Annotated in this window: 18 protein-coding genes; 12 read left to right on the forward strand and 6 right to left on the reverse strand. The window is 67.5% G+C overall.

Going from position 1 to position 20675, the window contains the following annotated elements:
- Positions 1 to 808 (reverse strand): APC family permease (locus tag D7V77_RS19340; RefSeq protein WP_120577766.1); only part of this gene is annotated, 808 nt, incomplete at its 3' end.
- A gap of 195 nt (positions 809 to 1003) precedes the next feature.
- Between D7V77_RS19340 and D7V77_RS19345 the strand changes: the two genes are divergently transcribed.
- From D7V77_RS19345 to D7V77_RS43780, 3 genes are all read left to right on the forward strand, one after another.
- Positions 1004 to 4345 (forward strand): tetratricopeptide repeat protein, encoded by a 3342-nt coding sequence (locus tag D7V77_RS19345; RefSeq protein ID WP_158624438.1) that lies wholly within the window; start codon positions 1004 to 1006, stop codon positions 4343 to 4345.
- 142 nt (positions 4346 to 4487) lie between these two features.
- Entirely contained in the window at positions 4488 to 5237 is a 750-nt protein-coding gene (locus D7V77_RS19350; RefSeq protein ID WP_120577768.1) for an ATP-grasp domain-containing protein, read from the forward strand.
- A 135-nt stretch (positions 5238 to 5372) separates the two neighbouring features.
- On the forward strand, positions 5373 to 5609 hold the full coding sequence (locus D7V77_RS43780; protein WP_233597106.1) for a SelT/SelW/SelH family protein: 237 nt from the start codon (positions 5373 to 5375) through the stop codon (positions 5607 to 5609).
- Between the two features lie 55 nt (positions 5610 to 5664).
- Here D7V77_RS43780 and D7V77_RS19355 read toward each other — a convergent pair whose 3' ends face one another.
- Positions 5665 to 6372 carry a glutathione S-transferase family protein gene (locus tag D7V77_RS19355; protein WP_120577769.1) on the reverse strand — a complete coding sequence of 236 codons (708 nt, stop codon included), beginning with the start codon at positions 6370 to 6372 and terminating at the stop codon, positions 5665 to 5667.
- Positions 6373 to 6502: 130 nt separating this feature from the next.
- Here D7V77_RS19355 and D7V77_RS19360 point away from each other — a divergent pair, with 130 nt between their 5' ends.
- A complete protein-coding gene (locus D7V77_RS19360) occupies positions 6503 to 7390 on the forward strand; it encodes a LysR family transcriptional regulator (RefSeq protein ID WP_120577770.1) in 888 nt (295 codons plus the stop codon).
- Positions 7391 to 7590: 200 nt separating this feature from the next.
- Positions 7591 to 8127, forward strand: coding sequence for a hypothetical protein (locus D7V77_RS19365; RefSeq protein WP_120577771.1), 537 nt, complete (start codon positions 7591 to 7593; stop codon positions 8125 to 8127).
- A gap of 73 nt (positions 8128 to 8200) precedes the next feature.
- Here D7V77_RS19365 and D7V77_RS19370 read toward each other — a convergent pair whose 3' ends face one another.
- Complete coding sequence (locus tag D7V77_RS19370) at positions 8201 to 9418, reverse strand: HAMP domain-containing sensor histidine kinase (protein ID WP_169821327.1); 1218 nt, start codon at positions 9416 to 9418, stop codon at positions 8201 to 8203.
- A complete protein-coding gene (locus D7V77_RS19375; RefSeq protein ID WP_120577772.1) occupies positions 9408 to 10076 on the reverse strand; it encodes a response regulator transcription factor in 669 nt (222 codons plus the stop codon). The genes D7V77_RS19370 and D7V77_RS19375 overlap by 11 nt, the downstream gene beginning before the upstream one ends.
- Positions 10077 to 10193: 117 nt before the next feature.
- Between D7V77_RS19375 and D7V77_RS19380 the strand changes: the two genes are divergently transcribed.
- Positions 10194 to 10967 (forward strand): alpha/beta hydrolase, encoded by a 774-nt coding sequence (locus tag D7V77_RS19380; protein WP_120577773.1) that lies wholly within the window; start codon positions 10194 to 10196, stop codon positions 10965 to 10967.
- Positions 10968 to 11076: 109 nt separating this feature from the next.
- The gene (locus D7V77_RS19385; RefSeq protein WP_120577774.1) at positions 11077 to 12246 is read left to right on the forward strand and encodes a serine/threonine-protein kinase; all 1170 of its coding nucleotides are present in this window, start codon (positions 11077 to 11079) and stop codon (positions 12244 to 12246) included.
- 4 nt (positions 12247 to 12250) lie between these two features.
- Here D7V77_RS19385 and D7V77_RS19390 read toward each other — a convergent pair whose 3' ends face one another.
- Positions 12251 to 12610, reverse strand: a complete 360-nt coding sequence (locus D7V77_RS19390; protein WP_120577785.1) for a helix-turn-helix transcriptional regulator — start codon at positions 12608 to 12610, stop codon at positions 12251 to 12253.
- A gap of 197 nt (positions 12611 to 12807) precedes the next feature.
- On the opposite strand from D7V77_RS19390, the gene D7V77_RS19395 reads away from it, so the two are divergent.
- The 5 genes from D7V77_RS19395 (at position 12808) to D7V77_RS19415 (ending at position 19128) form a co-directional block, all read left to right on the forward strand.
- Positions 12808 to 14649: a serine/threonine-protein kinase gene (locus D7V77_RS19395; RefSeq protein ID WP_368666193.1), complete on the forward strand. Its 1842-nt coding sequence runs from the start codon at positions 12808 to 12810 to the stop codon at positions 14647 to 14649.
- Positions 14650 to 14676: 27 nt separating this feature from the next.
- Complete coding sequence (locus D7V77_RS19400) at positions 14677 to 15600, forward strand: DUF2381 family protein (protein WP_120577775.1); 924 nt, start codon at positions 14677 to 14679, stop codon at positions 15598 to 15600.
- Between the two features lie 155 nt (positions 15601 to 15755).
- Positions 15756 to 17276, forward strand: a complete 1521-nt coding sequence (locus D7V77_RS19405) for a hypothetical protein (protein WP_120577776.1) — start codon at positions 15756 to 15758, stop codon at positions 17274 to 17276.
- A gap of 71 nt (positions 17277 to 17347) precedes the next feature.
- On the forward strand, positions 17348 to 18568 hold the full coding sequence (locus tag D7V77_RS19410) for a hypothetical protein (protein ID WP_120577777.1): 1221 nt from the start codon (positions 17348 to 17350) through the stop codon (positions 18566 to 18568).
- Between the two features lie 23 nt (positions 18569 to 18591).
- On the forward strand, positions 18592 to 19128 hold the full coding sequence (locus D7V77_RS19415) for an AAA family ATPase (RefSeq protein ID WP_120577778.1): 537 nt from the start codon (positions 18592 to 18594) through the stop codon (positions 19126 to 19128).
- Positions 19129 to 19139: 11 nt separating this feature from the next.
- Here D7V77_RS19415 and D7V77_RS19420 read toward each other — a convergent pair whose 3' ends face one another.
- Entirely contained in the window at positions 19140 to 20375 is a 1236-nt protein-coding gene (locus D7V77_RS19420; protein ID WP_233597107.1) for a hypothetical protein, read from the reverse strand.
- Positions 20376 to 20675 lie beyond the last annotated feature (300 nt).

The raw sequence follows: 20675 nt of genomic DNA on the forward strand, positions 1-20675 counted from the left end.
CGGTCATGAGGAGCCCACCCCAACCCCCGAGGAATCGCACGGCGGCGTTGGCGAGCGGCGTCTGCGCGTCCGCGACCCCGGGCAACGTGCCCAGCGCCACCCACTGCACCGCCGTGTAGATGAGCGTGACAACGCCAATCTGCACGATGAGCGCGAAGGGCACGTCGCGGCGTGGGTTCTTGAACTCACCCGCCGGAGCCGCCGTGTTCTCGAAGCCGGCGTAGGCGAACAGCAGCAGCAGCACCGCGGACCCCAGGTTGCCTCCATCCCTGGGAGCCACCGACGTCGCCAGCGGCACGGACACGGAGAAGAGGCCCACGGCGATGAACACCAGCAGCGGCACCGTCTTGGTGACGGCGAGGAACACCGCGGTGCGAGCGCCGCTCTTCACGCCCACGACGTTGATGGCGGTGAGCGCGAGCAGGGGCACGGCGATGGCCAATCCCTGGCCCAGGCCCGAGTTCGCCGCGGGCCACAGGAAGCCCAGCGCGCGGGAGAAGCCGACGGACAACGAGGCCACGGACGAGACGCGCGCCAGCCACGTCATCCAGCCGACCTGGAAGCCCACCCGTTCTCCAAAGGCCTCACGCGTGTAGAGATAGGCGCTGCCGGGCTTGTCGAAGTAGCTGGCCGCCTCCGCGAAGCAGAGCACGAGCAGCAGCACCGCCAGCCCCGCGAGCACAACGGCGCCCGTGCTGGCCGAGCCCAGGTTCGCGGCGGCCGCCGCGGGCAGCAGATAGACGCCACTACCAATGACGTCGTTGATGGAGAAGCCGACGATTTCCCAGCGCGATACCGCGCGCCGCATGCCTGGCTCAGGTGGAGGCGAATGGGTTCCGGTGGTCATGGACGGAAGGGGAGGGGAACGCACTGGAGCATAGATGCGGTGAATCCGCGAATTCGTGAGAAGCCGTGCTTTTTCGCAAGGGGCGGCCCGGCCTCGCCGCGGCCCGGCGCACAGGCCGCGTGTCTTCCTCCCTTCGAGGTGCTCGAATGGACACCCATGAGGAACCCACTGCGCGACATCCTCAAGCACATGGAGGTCCCCACGCTGAGCGGGGTCTTCCTCCTGGGGTGCTTCGAGCGACGTGTCACCCTGTACTCGCAGCAGGTCAGGGCCCTGAACCTCGTCCACGCCTTGTTCGCGTGCAAACGGCTCAAGCCGGGCGCTCGGGTCGTGGTGGTCGGTGCAGGCGCGGGTGGAATGACCTTCGCTGCTGGAGCGGCGCTGCGCGGGTGCAAGGTGGACCTGCTGGAGCAGCGGAACGCGCTCCTTCCTCTCTTCGCTGAGAATCGCACCCGCTGGATCCACCCCCATCTTTATGACTGGCCCGCGCCGGGGTCCGAGGAGCCCTCCGCTCAGTTGCCCGTGCTCAATTGGACCGCGGGAAGGGTGCATGAGGTCGTGGAGCAACTGCTCAAGGCCTGGGAAGCGTTGCGAACGACAGACGGCGTGGACCTCGCGGTTCATCTGGGCGCTGAGAACATCACGCTCATCACCTCTCAAGAAGGAGGCCGGCATCGCGTCGGATGGAACGATACGGAGGGCTATACCCTTCCAATCGCTGTGGACGCGTTGGTCCTGGCAGTGGGCTTCGGTGTCGAGCCGCGCGAACCGGAGAAGGGACTTCGCTCCTATTGGGAAAACGATGACCTCGACCAGGAAGTAGGACGTGGGATCCAGTCTCAGACCCGCATCCTCATCTCAGGCACGGGTGATGGCGGGTTGATGGACCTCTGCCGGGCCGTGCTCCGCGATTTCAACCAGGAGAAGCTTCTTCGGGAGTTGCTGACCCCAACCTGTCCCCAGTCATTGAAGGACGAGTTGCTCGCGATCGAGGACGAGGTCCAGGACGGGCGAGTCCGCGCAGACGCTCTCTCGGAGCGCTATCGGGCGCTGACGATTCCGAAGGAACTCGATGCCGGGCTCCGGGAAAGGTTGCGGCCAGGCACCAAGGCCGTGCTCAACGGATACTCAGCGGATCCGTTGAGCACCCAGGCCAGCACCCTCAACCGCTTCGTGGCTTCGCGGCTGTTCTCGCTCGGCGTCCAGTATCGACCCGGCGCCATGACCCCTCCCGTCCGGGTCGGCGGTGAGTACGAGGTGGGTTTCGCTTCCGCCAAGCCCATGCGGTTTGACCGCGTCATCCTGCGCCATGGGCCCCGGTCCTTCCTGGCGGAGGACTTCCCGTGGCTTCCCAAAGAGGCCCTCGCGAAGATGCAGGCCCGGAGCGAGCTTGATCAGACACGAGAGCCACTCTGGCCAGACTCCGCGTTCAGGCGTGTGGGGGAGGCTGCGGCCCCGGTCGTCACGCGTCGCGGTGAGCCTCCTTCCCCACGGCTTCCGCTGCGTGAGAAGTCGCCCCTCATCGGGCACGAGGATGCGCTGGAACGGCTCGTGGGCGCATTGCTCGCGACCGACCCGCCGGTCCTGCGTGTGTCGGGCAGCGCTGGCGTTGGCAAGACCCGACTCCTCATCGAAGCCCTCCATGACCCACGCGTGGCTGAACGTCATGGTAACGCTAGGTACTTCGTCCGCCTCTTGGATGGCACCCGTGGGGAATCCATCTTCGGAGCCATGGCGGAAGCCCTCGCGGTGGCACCGGGTGAGCACCTGCGGGCCCGGGTCCTTGCCGCCCTCGCAGCGCACTCCGCCCTGCTGGTCCTCGACGACGTCGAGGCGGATTCCGAAGGTCCCCTCCTTCAGGGGGTGATGCAAGAGCTCATCCGGATGGAGGGCTTGACGCTTGTGCTCGTGGGCAGGCACCCGCCCAGCCCACGCACGGGAAGGCTCCAGCCGGAAATCGAAGTCCTGCCTCTGGATGGGGTTGAGGCAGGAAGTCTGCTCCAACGGATGGTCCCCCAGATCAAGGTCACCGACCCGGGACTCAAGGCGTTGATCGGCTCGGGGGTCGTGGCGTCGGCCATCACATTGCTCGCGGGACTGGCGAGGAACCAACTCGCCCATCACCCTGGAACCAGCGCCCTCAGCGATCTCTGGCAAGACATCCTGCGCAAGAGCGGTCCACCGGCCAGGATGCCCAGGTCATTGGAGAGTCTCTTCGAGCCTGGAGGACTCCGTGAGTGGTTGACGATGGAGGCACTCCGGTGTCTGGCGCTCCTCGCACGCCTGCCGGATGGCGCCTCAAGAGAGGATCACGCCCGATTGTTCCCTGGTGGAGAAGGGACCGTCCTCACGGAATTGACAGAACTCGGGCTCGTCCATGTGGATGCGTCCGAGCGGAGGCGTGTTCCGCAGCTCTTCCGCGCGGCACTTGGCAGCAACTTCCCCCCAGAGCCTACGGACCTTGCACGCGCCCTCCAGCATTACAGTGAGCTTGCGAAGGAGTTCGGACCTCGGGTCGGCGGCGCTCAGGGAGCACATGCCCTGGAGCGGCTCGTGCCTGAAGTGGAGAACATCGAAGCCATGTTCCTGGAGGGGCTACAGGGCCACGAAGGCCTCCAGGTCATCGATGCGTTGTTGAAGCTCAGCAACTTCTGGCGGTTCTCCGGGTACGGCTCTCCGAGACTGCTTTCACAGGCCCGGGAGGTCGCGCACAAGGCGGGGGACTTCCTGCGCGAGGCTCTCTGTCTCCAGGTGGAAGGACAGGTCGCACAAGAGCGCTCGCGGCATCAAGAGGCGGAGCACTGCTTCAAACGGGCTCTGCCTTTCTTCAAACGATGCGATCCCGACCACACGGACCGCAAAGCGCTCCTGGGCCATGCGCGATGCATCCGAGGGCTGGGGTCCCTTGCCTTGGACGGAGGGCGGCTCGACGAGGCGGAGGCCTGCTTTCAGCAGGCGCTTGAATACTTTAACAGGGCGAACTCGCCGGTGAGCGAGGGCAACTGCATCCATGGGCTCGGAAAGGTCGCGCTGGACCGAGGAAACATCCACGAGGCACGTCTGCGGTTCGAAGAGGCGCAGCGCGTCTTCGGACAATCGAAGGACCGTCTCGGTAGGGCACACTGTCTGCGCAGTCTGGGGGAGCTCGATGCCTCGGCCGCGCTTCTGGAGGAAGCCCGAATGCTCTTTTCCGAAGTGGGGAACTTGCGCGGCAAGGCGCACTGCCTGCGCGGGCTGGGAGACCTGTCACTCCAGCGCAAGAACCTCGATGATGCGCAGGCGCTCTACGAGCAGGCCCGCCCCCTGCTGAAGCAGGTAGGATCACTGCGAGGAGAGGCCAACTGTCTCCTGGGGCTGGGCAACCTGTCCGCCCAGCGCGGATGGACGGAAATGGCCCGCATCCACTTCGAGGAAGCAGCGCGGCTCTTCGTGCGAGTCGATGACAAGCGGAGCCTCGCGCGGTGTCGCGTCCTTCTCGAAGAACTGGGCCCCACTTGAGAGCAGTTCCACGAAATCACGGCGCCGAATGGGCGGTCTATCGCTTGAGCGATTTGGCCAGCCTTGAGCGCATCCCCGCTTCACAGGGCATACTGACCTGGCCGAATAGCGACTGACGCCCACGTTCACCAGGATGTCGACGATGATTCGCTGCGCATTCATCCAGGAGCTGGGCTCCGGTCGCATGGAGCCAGAGATGCGAGCGCTTCTCGAAGAACTCCGGGAGCGCCAGCTTGCCGTCGAAACATTTACCGCGAAGCAGCTCTCCAGGGGCCAGATACCGTTGGCTCGGGACGCTCTGGTGGCGGGCGACGTACCGACTGTGCTGGGAGCGCTGAAACAACTCGGAATCCCTGCACCCGAGACCCACGATTATCCGCCGAGCCTGAGTTCCTTTCTCCACCGGCGTGTCTGGCGGAGCACCGTGAGAGACCTGAAGGCGGCCGTACTCCAAGAAGCAGGCCCTCCGGTTTTCGCCAAGCCCCATGGGCGCCGTAAACGGTTCACGGGACACGTCTTCGCGTCAGTGGAGGATCTGCTCTATCTGGAGCGCGCATCGGTGAGCACGGAGCTCCTCTGCTCGGAAGTGGTCCGATGGCAGAGCGAGTTCCGGGTCTTCGTCGTGCAGGGCACCGTTGTGGGGACTCGCCACTATGGAGGCGACCCTGCACATCGAATCGATGAAGAGCAGGTGAGGCGGGCCGTCCAACTGCTGGAGGAATCTGGAGAGGGTACAGCAGGATATGCAGTCGACTTCGGCGTGCTCGAGTCCGGTCAAACCGCCATCGTCGAGTGGAACGACGGTTTCTCGCTGGGCGCCTATGGCTTGGGACAAGGCCCCTATACCGATCTGACGCTGGCCCGCTGGCTGGAGCTTGTACGGCCTGGATGACGTCCAACGCTCTGCGCGCGACACAGGGCCGTCCGCTGCGCCTCTGGAGGGCTGGCGCGGGGCGGGGCGGGGCGTCACGATGGTGCAGGTGCCGCGCATCCTCGCGCGGTGTCCCATCCCGTCAGGAGGCACACCATGGCCGACGCGAAGGTTTCCATCACCTACTGTACCGCTTGAGGCTACCTGCCCCGGGCCACCCGTGCGGCGGCCGTACTGAAGGACGAACTGGAAGTGGATGCGGAGCTGAAGAAAGGCGGGTCGGGGGTTTTTGAAGTGGCGGTGGATGGGAAGGTCGTCATCAAGAAGACCGGCCTGGCATTCCCCACCGAGCAGGAGGTGGTGGACGCGGTGTACCGCGCCCTGAACCCTTGACGTCGATGGCTTCGCCGCCCGTTCCTGGGAGAACGGGCGGGCGGGGCCTCCCGGCTCACGCGGGCAGCCGTCGCAGTGCCTCCGCGACGCGGATGTGCCCCTGGAATGCGCCGCTGCCCTGCGGCGTCTCGCCCTTTTCAATGGCATGGGCGAAGCGCACGCCGACGTCCGCCTCCAGCCGCTCGAAAAGGCCCTGGAGCTTCGGGTAGTCGCGGCGGTCCAGCACCTCGTGGTACCGGGTCCACCGGGCGATGCCGATGAAGTAGGCGTCCGCCAGCGTGCGGTGGTCGCCCAGAAGCCATGGCGTGTCGCCCAGCAGTGCCTCCAGGTTCGCGTGCGCGGAGACCACCTTGCGGGCCCCCAGGTTCCGCAACGCCTGCTTTTCAGACTCCGGCAGCTCGGCGTGCTCGAGCGCGTACCAGAGCGGCGAGAAGGCGCCGAAGAAGGTGGTGTTCAGGTACGCGAGCATCTGGTTCAACCGGTCGAAGTCCTCGGTGCCCTGGGCGAACGACAGCCCGGTGCCCACACCGCGCGCGCCCAGGTGGTTGAGGATGGCCATGCTTTCGCTGATGCGGGCGCCCGTCTCCGTCATCAAGGTGGGCGTCTCCGCGACGGGGTTGATCCGGCGGTAGTCCGCGGTGGTGACGTCCTCCGGCATGGCGATGCGGCACAGCTGGTAGGGCCGGCCCAGCCACTCCAGCGCGACGATGGATCCAAACGAGCAGCCAGAGGGGACACCGTAGAAGAGGGTATGCAATGCCATGGTGATGCTCCTGTCCGAAGGGGAAGGCGTGATGCCTTCGATGGGGACAAGATGGCCGTGGCAACGCGCGCCGTGTAGACAGCGGAACGCGAACGCAAGGTCCACACCCGTGGACGATGAGGCGCGGCCCTTGAATCTCAATGACATCCATCTCTTCGTCCAGGCCGTGGAGAGCGGTGGCTTCGCCGCGGCGGCACGGCGGCTGGGCATTCCCAAATCCACGGTGAGCAAGCGCGTGGCTGAGTTGGAGGACGCGCTGGGCGCCCGGCTGATTCAGCGCACGTCACGGAGCTTCACGCTGACGGATGTGGGGCGGGACTTCCTCGACCATGCTCGCGCCGCCGTGATGGAGGCGGAGGCCGCGGAGAACGTGGTGCGCCGCCGGCAGGCCGAGCCCCGTGGCGTGGTGCGAATCACCACGTCGGTCCCCACGGCGCAGTTCCGGCTCGCGGACCGGCTGCCCCTGCTGGCGCTGGCGCATCCCAAGGTGCGCGTCGAGCTTCACGCGACGGACCGCTTCGTGGACCTGGTGCAGGAGGGATTCGACATCGCCGTGCGCAGTCACTTCTCGCCCTTGCCTGCCTCGGGCCTTGTGCAGCGCCGGCTCGCGGTGGAGTCCACCGTCCTGGTGGCGTCGCCCGGCTACCTGTCCAGTCGCGGCAGGATTCGCAGGCCCGAGGATTTGAGCGAACACGACGGCCTCCTGACCCACGCCATGGCCACGCAATGGCGGCTGCGCGGGCGGGCGGGGGAGACGGTCACCGTGACGCCGCGGGCACGCATGACCGCCGATGAGACGCTGGTGCTATTGAAGGCGGCCACGGCCGGACTGGGCGTCGTCTGTCTGCCGGAGACCTTTACTCTCGTGGACGTGGAGGCCGGGCGGCTGGTGCGTGTGCTTCCCGCCTGGACCGCGGGCACGGTGACGACGACGATCCTGACGCCACACCGCAGGGGCCAGCTGCCCGCCGTGCGCGCCGTCATCGACTTCCTGATGGAGGGCGCCGGCGAGGCGTGAGCCACCTGCATCGACGCGCTTCGCCGACCTGCTACGTCAGACGGACTGATCAACGTTGAGGTTGTGAAATCACTGTTCGCCGGAATTGCTGGAGCATGATATGCATTGCGGTGGGATTGTGACTGCTTGTGCAGACGCCTGCCGCGACTGGATACGCGGTCGGTCGACGGCCCAACTTGCGAGGACTCATGAATACGAGAATGAACCTGTCGATTGTCACGCTGGCTGTTCTGGTGATGTCCACGAGCGCGAGCTTCGCTGCCACACCTGACGTGGGGGATGTGTGTGCCGGGGAAGGCTCGCCGCCGTCCGGATTCCCGAGCTGCGTGTGGTCGATTCCGGTGACGGGTGGCGAGGTGTTGCTCGACACAGTGGGCACCGCCAGCGCGTCGGAACTCCGCCAGGCGTGGGCCGAGGGGCGAGCGCCGAGGCTCGCGCCCCACGTCGTGACCAACGGGGAAGGCACGCTCGCGGTCGATGCGTTGCTGCACGCGACGGGTGAGCTCTCCGGCGTGATCGGCAGTGAGTTGCCGACCTACGAGCTGCCGGACGGCGACGCTCAGGCGACGGTGATGGCTGGCACGCTCATCGGCCCCTGGGGCCAGTCAGGCCAGATGTCCCTGTTCAAGATCGCTTTCTACAACTGGGGCAACGGCCACTGGACGATCATCATCGAAGTCAGTGATCACAATGGCTTCTTTTACGACACCAAGATCGGCTGGGGCTACCTGCTCTGAGTTGACCCGCCCGCTCAAAACCGGGCCCTTGCCGGTGCGCAGGCAAGGGCTCGGGTGCACCTTCTCAAGTGAGTCAATCGCGGGCAGTGGCTGAATCCTCTCCGAGCCAGCTCAACCGTACGCGCGTGCCTCGCGGCTCCAGTGCGTGGATGGACAGCGTCCACCCGAAGCGCTGGGCAAGTCGTTCCACCAGCGACAGTCCGATGCCGTGGCTCTCTCTTCCGGGCTCCACGCGGCCAAAGCCAATCCCCGTGTCGGTCAGGGTCCACGCCTGGGGCTCGATGGTGATCACGATGCGACCCTCGTCAGTGTATGCGAGCGCGTTCTTGAGGAGGTTTCCCATCATCACCCTGGCGACGGATGCAGGGACGGGCGCGTGGACTTCGCCCACGGACTCGATGGTGAGCTCGATGCCGCCACTGCGCCGCAGGTGTCCGTACAACGCGAGCAGCTCTCGCGAGACGCGGTGCAGGTCGCAGCGCTCCTCGGATCGGCGCTCGCGGGCCAGCCAGAGGATGCCCTCCGTCAACAGGCCCATCTGGCTCACGGCCCGGCGCAGCCGGTCGAACGTCTCCGTGTCTCTTGGCGGATCGAGCTCCAGGATCTCCACCGCGCCCTGGGCCACGGCTAGCGGGGTGCGCAGTTCGTGACTCGCGTCGCGGTTGAACCGCCGCTCACGCTCCAACTGCTCCTGGATGCGCGCGTCGCGTGCGAGCAGCGCGTCCCGCAGCGCCCGGACCTCGGCCACTCCGCCGTCATCCTCGGGCGGTGGTGCCCCGTCGGCCCGGATCCACTCCACCATCCGCTCCAGCGGTCGGCCGAGCCGACGGGCCACGAGGCGGGCGAGGAGCGCGGCGGCCAGCAACGCCAGCAACGCACTCGTGAGAAGCAGTCCCGCAGTCCGCTTCAAATTGTCCGTCGTGCTCGTCAGGCGCGTCACGTCGAACGCGAAGTACAGGCGTTCTCCTCCAGCGCCGGGGCGCACCGCGACGTGGAAGTGTCCATGCTTCCCGGCGGACACCTCGTACTCTCTCGGAGGCGCGTCCGGACGCAGGCGCTCCGCGAGCCAGGGCGGTAGCGCGGAGTGGCCGTCATACCGCGTGATTCCGGGGACGTGACCTGGTTCGCTCCGGTCCGCTTCCGCGGCCACGATGCGGCTGAAGATGACGTCCTCGAGGTCGTAGCTGAAGAGCGTGAAGAACCCGCCCATCAGCACCAGCGCGAACGCGGCGGACAGCCCCATGGCGCGCTGGAGTACGGCGCGCACCGACCTGCTGGACCTAGCGCGCATCCAGGCGGTACCCCTCGTTGCGCAGGGTGGTGATGGCATCTTCGAGCCCCAGCCCGGCGAGAGCCTTGCGCAGGGCATAGACGTGCGTGCGCAGCGCGCTGGACTCGGGCGCTTCGTCCCCCCAGAGCCGCTCCGCCAGCGTGGCCGCGGGGACGGCTTCGGGCGCGGCTTCCATCAGCCACCTCAGCAACAGTGCCTCGGTGCGGTTGAGCCGGACGGAGCGCCCACCCCATTGCGTGTGCCCGCTCTCCGGCTCCAGCGTGAGCCCACCCCACGTCAGCTTCCGCCCGCTCGGAGGCACGGGCCGGCGCGCCAGGGCTTCCAGCCGCCAGCGCAGCTCCCGGAGCGAGAACGGTTTGACCAGGTAGTCGTCAGCGCCCGCCTGGAAGCCCGCTTCCTTGTCCTCGAGCGTGTCCCTGGCGGTCAGCATCAGGATGGGCACGAGCCGGGGCGCGACCTGCCGGTATCGCTCGCACACATCGAGGCCGCTCATGCCGGGCAGCATCACGTCCAGCACGATGACGTCGTACGGATGGCCCAGCGCGAGCGCGAGCCCCTCGGGCCCGGTGCTCGCGAAGTCCAACTGGAAGTCCGGCTCCAGGAACCGCGCGATGTTGGCCTGGAGGTCGCGGTTGTCCTCGATGACGAGCACGCGCATGGAAGTAATCCGGATGCTACCCGCGTCTACGTCAAACGAATGTCAGCGCGTAGGTGACGCCTGGCTGACTGTCGCTTCCGCACGCTCCACGGCCTCTCTCACTCGAGGAGTCCCGTGATGATGCGTTCGCTGTTCCTGGCCCTGATGTTCCTGACCACCTCCGTGGCCCACGGCGCGAGCCCCCCGGTCCCCATGGAGGTCCGAGCGGCGGACGGAGAGCGGATTCCCGTCTGGGTCCTCGCCCCAGAAGGGGAGGCGGCGAATCCACCCGTGGCCGTCCTGCTGCACGGCCTCACCCGGAGCAAGGACGACTGGCTGTCGGATACAGAGCCGACCTTCGGAGGGGCCCTGACGGAGCATCTGCGGAGCACCGGTTATCGCGTCTACGTCATGGACGCGCGGCGGCACGGCGCGCGAGCGACCCCCGACGCGCGACCCGGAGCCCTCGCGAAACGTGCGCACGCGGGGGAACCCGGTCCCTATCAAGCGATGATTGTCGACACCGTGCGTGATGCGCAGACGCTCCTCACGCAGGTGCTCGCCAACGGCAAGAAGCCACCGAGGGTACTCGTCGCCGGCTACAGCATGGGCGCCCAGGTGGGCCTCCTGCTGGCCTCGCGCGAGCCTCGGATCACCCATCTGGTGACGATGGTGCCGCCCCATGTCGACCCCTCGCTGGGCGACGCCGCACCGGTGAACCGGATGGGCGGGGTTCATCAGGCCTGGCTGCTGTTGACCGCGAACCGCGATGTCTTCTCCACCGAGGAGGACACCCAGAAGCTGTTCAAGGCCGCGCCCTCCAAGCGCAAGACGCGCCGGGCCTTCGACAGCGGGCACGCCCTTCCGCGCGAGTACCTGGACGAGGTCCGTCGCTGGTTGGGCGAGACCTGACAGGCCAACGGAGTGGACCTTTAGGATTCGTATGTCTGGACTTTAAAGGTCAATTTCGCTCAGACTCCCGGAGGGACGCCGCCGCCTCTCTTCCGCCTCCCGAGGAGCCATGCCCGACACGACGACCGACGACCTGGCACGCACCGAAGCCTCCCCGCGCCGCAGGCAGCTTCCGCCGACGCGTGAGAGGCCCGTGCACCTCTTCACCATCGACGGCATTCGTTACGAGGCGGTCCGCGAGCTGGTGCTGATGCCGACGGGTGAGCTGCTGATGCTGGCGCAACGCTTCCCGGAGCACGACAACGCGCTGCCCGGCTTCTGCCTCGTGCGAAGGCTGGCGAACCCCTCCACCTATCTTCAGCGCAAGCGCCTGGGAGAGGAGATTCAGCTGGCCTTCCGCCTTCGCCACCCGGCCATTGCCCAGGTCTTCCACCGCAAGGTGCACCAGGGGGCGCTGCACGTCGTCATGGAGTCGGTGGCGGGTCCTTCGCTGGAGACGCTGGTGAGTGCGGGCGTGGTGCGCGGCCGGCCCGTCTCCGAGGCGTTCGCCCTCTATGTCGGTGCGGAGATCGCGGAGGCCCTTCAACACGCGCACATGCTGACGGACGCGACCGGCCAGCCGCTGGGTGTCATCCACCGTGACGTCAACCCCCGGCACGTCTACGTGGGGACGCAAGGCGAGGTGAAGCTGGCGAATTTCGGCGCGGCGTACTCGCTGGTGGTGGGGCGCGCGGAGTCGCCCGCGAACCTCGTTCGGGGCGATGTGGCCTACGCCTCGCCGGAGTACCTGGCGCGAGCGCCGCTTTCGCCGCGCTCCGACGTGTTCAGCCTGGGCGTGTTGCTGGTGGAGCTCTTCACCGGCAAGCACCTCTTCGACGTGGAGGACGTGCCGCTCCCTCCCGCGAACTTGCGCTATCTCTTCACGGAAATCGTCTCCTCGCTGCCGCTGACACAGATGCAGGTGTTGCTGGCGAGCTTCGGCCCGGAGGACGTCGAGGAAGCCGTGGCTTCACTCTCCGCGGACGTGAAGGCGATGCTGCATGTCGCGCTGCGCGCCAACCCCGAGGAGCGGTTCGCCACGGCGGCGGACATGCGCGACGCCATGCGAGTCGCCCTGGCGAAGCGGCACCCGGGCTACGGCCGGCAGGAAGCCGCGGCGGAGTGGGCCCAGGTTCTGGTGGAGGGCAGCGTCCTTCGCGACGACGTGGAGTTCGGCGAAGGAGACCTCTTCGGCAATGGGCTGGACGCCTACGGGTTGGAGGACCTGGAAGAGGAGTAGGGCGTCAGCGCGCCAGCGCCGAGGCGACATGGAGGAGGGCCGCGAGGTCCTCCGCGTCCAGCTTGCGCGCGAGGTGGAGCAGACGCCGCAGCTCTGGAGCGTCCTCTTCCTGCGGCTTGGGCTTCGTGCCCTTGCGCACGTCGCCCGTCGCGGTGAGCCCCATCAGCTTCTCGGGGGACACCCGCAGCTCCCGGCAGAGGCGGTAGAGGGAGGGGACGCTGGGAAGCATCTTCCCTCGCTCCAGGCGGTTGTAGACGGGGTGCACCAGTCCCACGCGCTCCGCGACTTCGGCCTGCGTCAGGCCCAGGTGCTGACGGGCGGCGCGGGCCTCCGTTCCAATGGTGATGCCGAGTTCTTCGTTCATGGCGGGCGCAGCGTAGCCGAGGACACGGAGGGGATGAATGCTGGAGGTTGAAACGGTCTTGATGGACCCCACGGGTTTGCTGTCGGACGCGCGCGAAGGGGAGGGGTTCCCGGGTTTCTCATGTCCTTGGTAGGGTGCGCGCCCCCGCTGGGAGGACGCCGCATGCGAGACGCCTGGGAGCCCGAAGGAAGGCCGTCATGATGCGGGGGCCGCCTCCGGCCGTGCTGTCTCCTGGGGTCCAGGTGCTGGGTTACACGGTGGAGCGCCAGCTGGGGCAGGGCGGCTTCGGCACGGTGTACCTGGCGCGCTGCGAGGGCCAGCGCTGTGCCCTGAAGCTGTTGCACCTGCCGCGCGTGGGGGAGCGGGCGGAGCGCGAAGTCTCCATCCTCACCCGGCTGCGGCACCCCAACGTGGTGGGGATTCTGGGCCATGGCTACTTGCCGGTGGTCCAGCCGCAATTCGCCGTCATCGCCATGGAGTACGTGGACGGACCCCGGCTGGACGAATGGGCGGACGCGCACAACCCCACGGCGCGGCAGGCGGCGCACGTGCTGCTGGGGGTGGCGCGGGGGCTCGCCGCGACCCATGCGGACGCGGTGGTGCACCGGGACGTGAAGGAGGCCAACATCATGGTGCGCGCCTCGGATGGCGTGGCCAAGCTGGTGGACTTCGGCATTGGCGACTACGCGGGCGCGCGTGACTTGACGGCGGACATCCTCCCGCCCGGGACGGTGGACTACCGCGCTCCGGAGGCGTGGCGCTTCCTGCGAGCCCACCGCGAGGCGCCGGACGCCCGGTATACGGCGGGCCCGGCGGACGACTTGTGGGCGCTGGGACTCGTCTCCTACCGGCTGCTGACGGCGCGCTTCCCCTTTGATGGCCCGGACGCCGCCGGTGTGACGGAGGCGATTCTCTCCAGCGCGCCCACGCCGCCGCACGAGGAGAACGCGCGGGTGCCCCGGTTGCTGGGTGACGTGTGCCTGCGGCTGCTGGGGAAGACACCCGAGGCCCGCACGCCGAGCGCCCAGGTCTTTTGCGAATCCCTGGAGCAGGCGCTGCGTGGCGCGGATGCGACGTGGGACGTACCCCTCTGCGACGCCTATGCCGAGGACTCCGCGACGACGGAGGGCGAGGACCCCGACTCCTTCGAACAGTGGATGCACGAGCCCCGGCACCGTCCCCGACGGGGCAAGCGCCTTCTGGAAGATGCGCCAGCGATGGGCGCGGCTGACCTGGCGAAGGAGGTGCCGCCTCCAGTGTCGCCCGTGCGTGCGGCGCCCGGGAAGCGCGGGGCCTTCCGTGCATGGACGGCGCTCGCCGGAGTGCTCGTCGTTGCGGGGGCGGTGTGGGGGCTCGGGATGTCGCGGATCGCGGAGCCCGTCTCCCTCCGTCAGGAAGTAGCGACCTCTGGCAAGTCACCTCAAGCTGACCGCGCCGCGGCTTTCACCGGACCGAAGACCACCGCCGCGGCCGTCGCTCTCCCCGCGACGCTCCAGGAGGTTTCAGCCACCGTGACGACGCCGCCGAAAGACACGCTGTCCCTTCAACTCCCATCGAAGCCCACGAAGAAGGGCATGCGCGTCATGGCCCGTGCGGTCGGCACGGCGGCGGCTTGCGCGGCGCTCGGATGTCCTGGAACCCAGGTGCGTTCGAGTCCTCCTCCCGAGCCTTGCCCGGTGGGCGCCGTGGAGGCCATGGAGAAACGGCACGTCCGCATTGGTCAATTGCTCGACGCGGGTTTTGGCTTCGATGAGCGGTTCGTCTCCGTCCAGGAGGGCCCAGGTCAGGTGACCCTGGGGGGCCGGGCGGGGGACATCCCGAGCTTGACGTTGCTTTCGGGCCGGCTCTTCGTGAGAGACCGCGTTTATGGACGACTGACATGGGCAACGACGAGGGAGGGCGAGAGCTTTCCCGTGTGCTTCGAGGTCTACGACACGACCGGTGGGCGAGGCATGATGCGAGAGCCTGGAGACGAATCATCAACCAGTGCTCGTATCTTCAATCTCACGACCCTGAAGGCGGTGAGCGAGTTCAAGTAGCCAGACGCTTCTGGGAGAAATCGCCGAGTGACCTCGTCCTCCATTGCCATTCTTCTGGGGCTTCTGCTCGCAAGCGGAGCCGCGACCGCGCAATCCGAAGCCTTGGATTTCGGGCTCGGAGCGCGCCGGATCGAGGTCTCCCCGGAGGAGGTCCAAGCCGCATCTGAGATTGTCATCAGCGCGGGGCTCTCAACGACGCTCCTCTTCGATGTCGACTTGAAGCGCGAGGATGTCGAGTTGGAGGGGCGGGACCGCTTTGAGTTGGTGGACCAGGGGCAGACCACGCTTCGTCTGGTGCCGTCCTCTCGCGTGACTGCCGCCGAAACGTTTCGGCTGGTCGTGCACTTCAGGGACGGGGCCGCGCCAGTCAGCGCGTCCTTTCTTCTGCGAGTTCACCCCGTGAAGGCCCAGCCCCTCGTCGAGATCTATCGGCGGAGGCGGACGGTCGCGACCTATCAGCAAGAGGTGAGGGAGCTTCGGGCCGAGCTCACGCGCTTCAAGGAGGAGAATGCACGGGTGGTGGCGGAACATGAAGCACCTGCTGGACTGGCGGGGCTCATCTCCACCGGAGCCATGGATGAACACGGTGTGCTTGGAAGTAACATGAGCAAAGTCGGCTCCCTGGATGCCGAGAAATGGCTCACGTCATCCTTGGTCAGAACCTACCGCTCCACTGCGAGGGTTGCGGTGGAGACCAAACTGGCAGTGAGCGCCGGTGGTGCACCCTGGCGCGCGAAAGGGGCGATGCTTCGAAACAAGGCCGGAGCAGAGTTGAAGGTGCTTCGCATCTGGCAGGAGCAACCCATCTCGGACGGAGAGTTCAAGCCCCTTGTGGTCGAGGCCGAGGCCCCTGCCGCCTCCGTGCAAGGCCCCTTCTCGCTCAAGCTGTGGGAGGCGGACGGGCCACGGACCCTCACGCTGCGGAACATCACGTTCCCTGACTGGCCCTGAGGCCGCCACAGGCTCATGTGGGCAGATGTCTGGCCCGGACTCCCATGTCGCAGGCGTCGCAACTGGGGTGCGATGCGCGCGATAATCGAGGAAAACGAGGCGGAGCTTGCCTCGCCAACCAGCCGCCCCGAGCAGGGGGGCGAGGGGGAATCACCATGACGACGACCATCCAGCGCAACGCACCCCGGCCCATTGAGACGAAGGCCGCGGAGCCCGCCGCGCCCCAGGCCCCGGCGCGGCCAGTCGCCCAGAACAACGTGGTGCGTCCCGGAACGGGGACGGACGGGTTCCAGCCGGCGGCGGGGACGCAGGTGACGGCGAACCGCCTGGGTGCGACGCCCGCGGGGGCGGAGGAGGTGCGGACGACGAGCGCGACCCCAGTGGCGCCCGCGGCGCTGTCGCCCACGGAGCTGCGTTCGGCGCAGCAGGCCATCGCGAACTCCAGCGACGGCCGGGACGCCACCGCCGTGTCCGAGTGGCTGAGGAACAACCCGGACCCGGCCAAGCAGGCGGCGTTCATGGACATGATGTTCCAGTACGGCCCCGTGGCGGGCGGCATCCTGGACAGCGTGCAGCGGCTGCCGGAGGCGGACCGCACGCGGCTGTCCCAGGCGCTGGACAACGCCTACCGCTCCGGCGCGGTGTCTCCCCAGGAGCTGTCGGCGGCGGTGGCCACGTCCGGCCGCGGCGCGCTGCCCGGGGCGACGCACGAGGGGCTGGCGGGCATCATCGCCGGCACGGGCAACCCGGACCTCATCGAGACGTATGCGAAGGCGGAGATGGCCATCGTCCGCGCGAGCGGCGGGGATGATCAGCAGCGCAGCGCGGCGGTGGCCACGGCGCTGGGGGGCATGCCGCCGGACCGGCTCCAGTCGTTCCTGGCGGCGAACCGGGAGGGCATGGCGGATGTCATCAAGAACATCAACGCCTCCGGCCCGGACGCGAGCTCCTCCCCCGCGCTGGGGCGCCTGCTGGACGCCGCCGGCCGCATCAACCCGCCCACGGCGGAGTCGGTGCAGGTGTTCACGGACTCCATCGACAAGCTGGGGGAGAACCGCGAGTCGCGCGCCGCCGCCGCCCGCTTCTTCACCCAGCATGGTGACGCGGTGCTGTCGTCGCTGCAGGACAGCTCGGGCTCCCTGGGGCTGGATGGCCAGAAGAAGATGTCCGAGTTCTTCGCCCGGACGCTCTTCTCGCCTCCGCAGGACTTCGCGGGCAGCGACGCGTTCCGCCAGAACGTCATGCAGCGCCTGGAGACGATGAACACCGGGCTCGCGCAGCACGCCAACGAGAACCCGCCCTCGCAGGACGCGAAGCGCAGCGCGCGCCTCATGGGCAGCCTGGTGGGCTCGCTGGAGGGCGGCTTCCAGGTGTCCCTGGACGAGCTGGGCAAGCGCAACGAGGCCGTGAAGGGCATGGTGGATCTGCTCTTCTCCGCCAAGGGGCTCCTGCCCAACCTGCCCATCCCCGGCGCGGGCAAGCTCAAGGACCTGACCGTTGATCAGCTCCAGCGCTGGGTGACGTCCAGCCTCCAGGAGCGGGCCCAGCAGCCCTCGCAGGCCATCCCGTTCCACCGCACCTTCGGTGAACAGATCGCCAACCCGGACCTGCGCACCGACTATGATGCCGCCCGCGGCGACGCCTTCCTCAACCGCCAGCGCGGTCTGAGCCGGTAGCAGCGCGGTTGCTCCGGGGGGCGTGAAGGGGAGGGGGCCGAGCGCCTCCTCCTCATGCACTGGAGAAACGCATGTGGCTCAAGTGGTCGAGCGGCGTCGGTGTGGCGGGCTCCTTGCTCCTGGGCTTTGCCCTCAACGGGGTCCTCAGCCTCGGTACGGCCGCCTCGGCGCCCCGTGCCGCTCCCCAGCGCTTCGTTCCGGTGTCCCGGCTGGGAGCTGAAGCCCGGGATGCAAGGGACTTCCCAGCGGGGCTGCAAGTGGAGGCCCGGGTCGAGGACAGTCGCGGCCAGGTGGTGCCCAGAGGGTTTGCTTCCTTCGTCCTGCCCCTCGTGGGCTGGTGTGGCAGCGAGCCGAGGCGCCTCGGGCGGGTGGCCTTCACGGGCGGTCAGCTTCGGATGTCGCTGCCGGGCCCTCAGCGGATTCACGTCGTCGCCGAGGACGGGCGTGCTGCCCGGGTGTCGGTCGAGAAGGGCGTCGGTTCGAAGGTGACGTTGACGGTGGTGCTGCCAGACCATCCCTCCGCGCCGGTTCGGCCCGGGAAAGCCCTGCCTTGGGCCCTGCCCGAGCGGCCTCCCTACCGGGTCGCGATCCTCGCGATGCCAGGAACTTCCCGTGCGGAGCACCCGCAGCCGGTGCCTCCCGAGTTGGTAGCAGTCCTGGATGAACAACTGAGGGACGCGGGCTTCGCGACGCAGACGGTCCCTACCACTTCGGCAAGCACCGAGGCGGTCAGGGAATGCCATCGTGGGCGTGGGCGCGACTTCGACGCATGTGCTCAACGGGCCTTGCAGAGCATTTCCGCCGAATCCGTCATCGTCCTCGCCAATGGTGCCTTGGGACGGGTGACGTATTCGGAGGTGGAACTGGCCGCTACGTCGCATCGCATCTGGGGCGACTTCCAGATGGAGAGGGACCTGGTGGCGCAGGGCAGGCAGGTCGCTCGGTGGCTGGTGGATACTCACCTGTGGGAGGGCCGGTGGGGGGCCACCCGTCAGGGGCCGCCTCGGGATGCGTGCGAGTACCTCGCCGGTGCGCGTTTCGAGAGAGTCGATTCTTCCGGTGACGGCAGCAGCGTCATCGACTTCCCGGCCGGTTCTCCCAAGTCATTTCGTCTGAGGGGCGAACGCAGCGACAACGATCCGCTGGACTGTGACGGTTGGCAGCTCGTTTCGCGTCAGGGCCACTCCGGGCCTCCGCGCCTGCTCGGAACGGTGGATCCCCTGACAGGACGCCTCACCCTCGATAGAACGGAATACGTCCGGGCGGGAGTCGTCAGACCTGCTCAGGAGTAGCACGAAGAAGGAGTCCAGCACGCATGCGCATCGCAATGAGTGGCACGCACCGCGTGGGCAAGTCGACGCTCATTGAAGACCTGGGGGAAGAGCTCTCGGAGTATCGGGTCGTCGACGAGCCGTACCACCTGCTCGAAGAGGAGGGGTACGAGTTCGCGTCTCCACCGTGTCTGGAGGACTTCCTCGAACAGCTCCGTCGCTCCCTGGCGCTGTTCAAAGAAGAAGACACGCGAAGCGTCCTGTTTGATCGCTGCCCCCTCGACTTCCTCGGGTACCTGCTGACGCACGAGGACTCCGATGCGTTCGACGTCGAGGAGTGGCTGACGCGGATCCGTTCCACCCTCAAGACCCTGGACTTCGTCGTCTTCGTCCCCATCGAGGAGCGAGATCGCATCCGCCTCCCCGCGCACGAAGACTCGAATCTGCGCAGGGAGGTGGACGAGAAGCTCGCCTGGCTATTGCTCGACGACCCTTATGACCTGGGAGTGGAGGTCCTCTCCGTCCACGGGGCTGGTGCCTCGCGGGTCTCCCAGGTCATCGAGCGCCTCAAGCGAGGCTGACGCCGTCTGGACTACCGGGCGGCGACCTGGTCCGCGGTGAGGCAGGGCTCCACCCGCTCAGGGACCACCAGGAAGGGCTCGCGGTCCAGCGTGCGGGACGTGCCCAGCGCGCTGTCGCCAATGGTGCCGCCGCCGTCGAACATCAGCACCGACCAGTCGTTCTGCGACGCGGGGAACACCGTGGCGCTGCTGCCGTCGCGGTTGAGGTCCCGGGCGTAGGTGGCCGTCTGGATGGTGCCGTTGGCGTTCATGTCCAGGTTGGCGCTCGCGGTGCCAGCAACCTGGACGTTGACGAAGCGCAGCCCGCCAATCTTCGCCAGGTCCGCCTCCGTGGTGGGGGCCACGGGCGTGAACGCCGCGACCTCGTTGATGGCCGCCTCGCTGAAGGACGCCACTCGCACGCGCGAATAGTCGAACACGTTCGCCGCGCCGCTGATGGTGAAGCCATACACCTGATACTCGTAGTTCATGATGCTCAGGTAGTTGGGCTTGTAGTTGGCGTTGTCCGTGCCGCCGTGGCGCAGACCGATGTTGTGCCCCAGCTCATGCATGATGGTGCCGGCCTGCTGCAGCTCCGTGCCGCCCGGCGTGGACCAGCCGCCCAGCGTCACCACGAAGTCGTGGGCCGGGATGCCTCGCGAGATGCCGCTGGAGGTGCCTCCGCTGTAGGTGTTGGCGAACAGCATGTAGTGGAAGAACGGCGCGCGGGCGGCGGCGAAGTACTTCGCCTTGATCTTGTCGAAGTCCGTCCACACCGGGTTCAGGTCCGTGTCCGCGTCCGCGGCCGCGATCTGCTGGTCCAGCGCCAGGTGCAGCGTGATGCCCGTACTGCCGTCCGGGTTCGACACGGGCGCGTTGGCGAACGCGGTGATGACCCGATTGAGCGCGCCCTGCGTGGGCTGGCGGTTGGCGTAGTAGTCCGCCTCGATGAAGATGTCCTTGCGGCGTGCGTTGGCGCCCAGCGCCGGCAGGTTCACGCCGCCGGAACCGAACAGCTCCGCGTAATCGCTCAGACGGTCGCCGTCCGTATCGGTGCTCTGAGGGTTGGTGCCGTACTGCGCCTCCACCTTGTCGCAGACGCCGTCTCCATCCGTGTCCACGTCGGAAGCCAGGCACCCGGGCGCGGCCTGCGCGACCACGCCCTGGGCCACCGCTGCCTCCGCCAGCTCCTCCAAGCCTTCACCTCCACCACACCCGTTCACTCCCAGCAGGACCACGGATGCCGTCAGCCAGCGCTTCTGGAGCATGGACATAGCCTTCCCTTGGGGGGCATGGACCGGCGTCAAGCCAGCCCGAACCGCCTTGGGGTATTTGCTAGATATTCTGCTTTTACGTCTATGTCCTGATGTCCGGTGCTGAAGCCTGGAGCTTTCTCTTCGGAGCGGACTCGCGGAGCGCCGTCACGCTTCCGTCACGCCACCGGGACTATCCAGGGGGCCTGCCAGGCCGGAGGCAGGAAACATCGCTCCTCTCCACTCCCGGAACGTCCATGCCCCTGAGACGACGACTTCCTGTCGCGCATCGCGCGCGCATTCCCTTTCTTCCTT

It is taken from the genome of Corallococcus sp. CA041A (assembly GCF_003612075.1).
GTDB classification, from domain to species: domain Bacteria; phylum Myxococcota; class Myxococcia; order Myxococcales; family Myxococcaceae; genus Corallococcus; species Corallococcus exiguus.